General features: G+C 77.5%; 2 protein-coding genes. One reads left to right on the top strand and one right to left on the bottom strand.

Annotation, left to right across the window (positions count from 1 at the left end; translation table 11 throughout):
• Window positions 1–184 precede the first annotated feature (184 nt).
• Entirely contained in the window at window positions 185–685 is a 501-nt protein-coding gene (gene tpx, locus ACIQOV_RS40475; protein WP_401056013.1) for a thiol peroxidase, read from the bottom strand.
• Window positions 686–874: 189 nt separating this feature from the next.
• Here tpx and ACIQOV_RS40480 point away from each other — a divergent pair, with 189 nt between their 5' ends.
• Window positions 875–1468, top strand: coding sequence for an Imm7 family immunity protein (locus ACIQOV_RS40480; RefSeq protein WP_401056015.1), 594 nt, complete (start codon window positions 875–877; stop codon window positions 1466–1468).
• Window positions 1469–1683: the final 215 nt, after the last annotated feature.

The raw sequence follows: 1683 nt of genomic DNA on the forward strand, positions 1-1683 counted from the left end.
GGTGGGTGTGCGGCGGCCCGCCGCCGTCCCTGCCCGCCGCCTTCGGGGCGGGCGGGGAAGGGGCGGGGCGGGCCGTCACGGACACGGACCGCGGACACGGACCGCGGACGCGGACCGTGGGCACGGACCGCGGACGCGGACGCGGACTGCGGGTCGGCACCGGGGATGTGCGGTGCCGGGCGGGTCAGTTGAGGGCGGCGAGCGCGGCCTCGTAGTTCGGCTCGTCGGCGATCTCCGCGACCAGCTCGGTGTGCAGGACGGTGTCGTTCTCGTCCAGGACGACGACGGCGCGGGCGGTCAGGCCGGCCAGCGGGCCGTCGGCGATCGCCACGCCGTACATGTCGTGGAAGTCCCGCCCGCGCAGGGTGGAGAGGGTCTTGACGTTCTCCAGGCCCTCGGCGCCGCAGAACCGGGCCTGCGCGAACGGCAGGTCGGCCGACACGCACAGCACCACGGTGTTGTCCAGCGAACCGGCCTTGGCGTTGAACGTGCGCACCGAGGTCGCGCAGGTGGGGGTGTCGATGCTGGGGAAGATGTTCAGGACCTTGCGCTTGCCCGCGAAGTCCTTCAGGGACACGTCCGCGAGCCCCTCGCCGACCAGCGTGAACCCGGGTGCCTGGCTGCCGGCGGCGGGCAGCGCGCCACCGACCTGCACCGGGTTCCCCTTCATCGTGACCTGAGCCATGAAAAGCCTCCTACCAGCGGTGTGTACGGGATGCAACGCCGCCGATCCTACTGCCCGCCCCGGACCCCGCCAGGGGGCGGCCACCGACCGGACACCCGACCCCGACCCCGACCCCGACCCCACCACGCCCCGGCCCCGGCCCGGCCCGGCCCCGGGGCGTGGTGGGGCCCGCCGGTAGGGGTGCGGGCCGTGTTCGGGTACCGCGGCTGGATCGAGGTCGCGCACAGCGCCGACGCCGACGCCGACGCCGACGAGGAGCGGCTGCGGGAGGTCACCGGGGGCCTCGCACGGCGGATCCGGGAGATCTCCGGCCCCCACCTCCTGGACCCGGGGTGGATGAACGGCGAGCCGTTCGTCCACCTCGCGGGCTTCACCGACCACGGTGACGAGCGGATCCCGTCCTTCTTCCGGGAGGCCGGGACACGGGCACCGGGCTCGTACGGCCTGCCGCACGTGCGCGACGACGAGGACCCCGGGCACGAGAACGGGATGCGCCTGACCGGGACGGTCCGCGGACGGGCGACCGAGGGCCCCTCGCCGCTGCTGCCGCCCCGCGTCCCGGTCCTGGAGGACCCGTTCCACGTCCGAGCACGCCCGCGGACCGCGGCGCGACACCGGTGGGCCGTGGCGCGCTACGGCGTCCCGGCGCCCCCCGCGCGGGCGACCTCGGGCAACGCCCGCCCCCGCACGGGCGGGGGCGGCCCGGATGCGCACGCCGGTCCGGCACCGACGCGCACCCGCCCGGCCGTAACCGGCCCGCGGCCTGCGGCAGTTGACGGCTGAGACCCGAGGCGGCGACGGGGTGCGCGGGCGCCCGGCCCCGGCTGCGCCGCGCGGTGGGCGACCACCGGCCGGGCCGGTGGGGGCGCCGGCGGTGGGGCCGTGGCCGAGGTCCGGGGTGGCGGGGCCGGTGGGGGTGCGGTGCCAGGCGGTCCCGTGGAGGGCCGGGCGTCCGTCGTCGGCGACCGGGCGCGGGACCGGCCGTGCCGTCACCGGGG

This window comes from Kitasatospora sp. NPDC091257, assembly GCF_044757675.1.
In the GTDB taxonomy this organism is placed as follows: Bacteria; Actinomycetota; Actinomycetes; order Streptomycetales; family Streptomycetaceae; genus Kitasatospora; species Kitasatospora lactacystinica.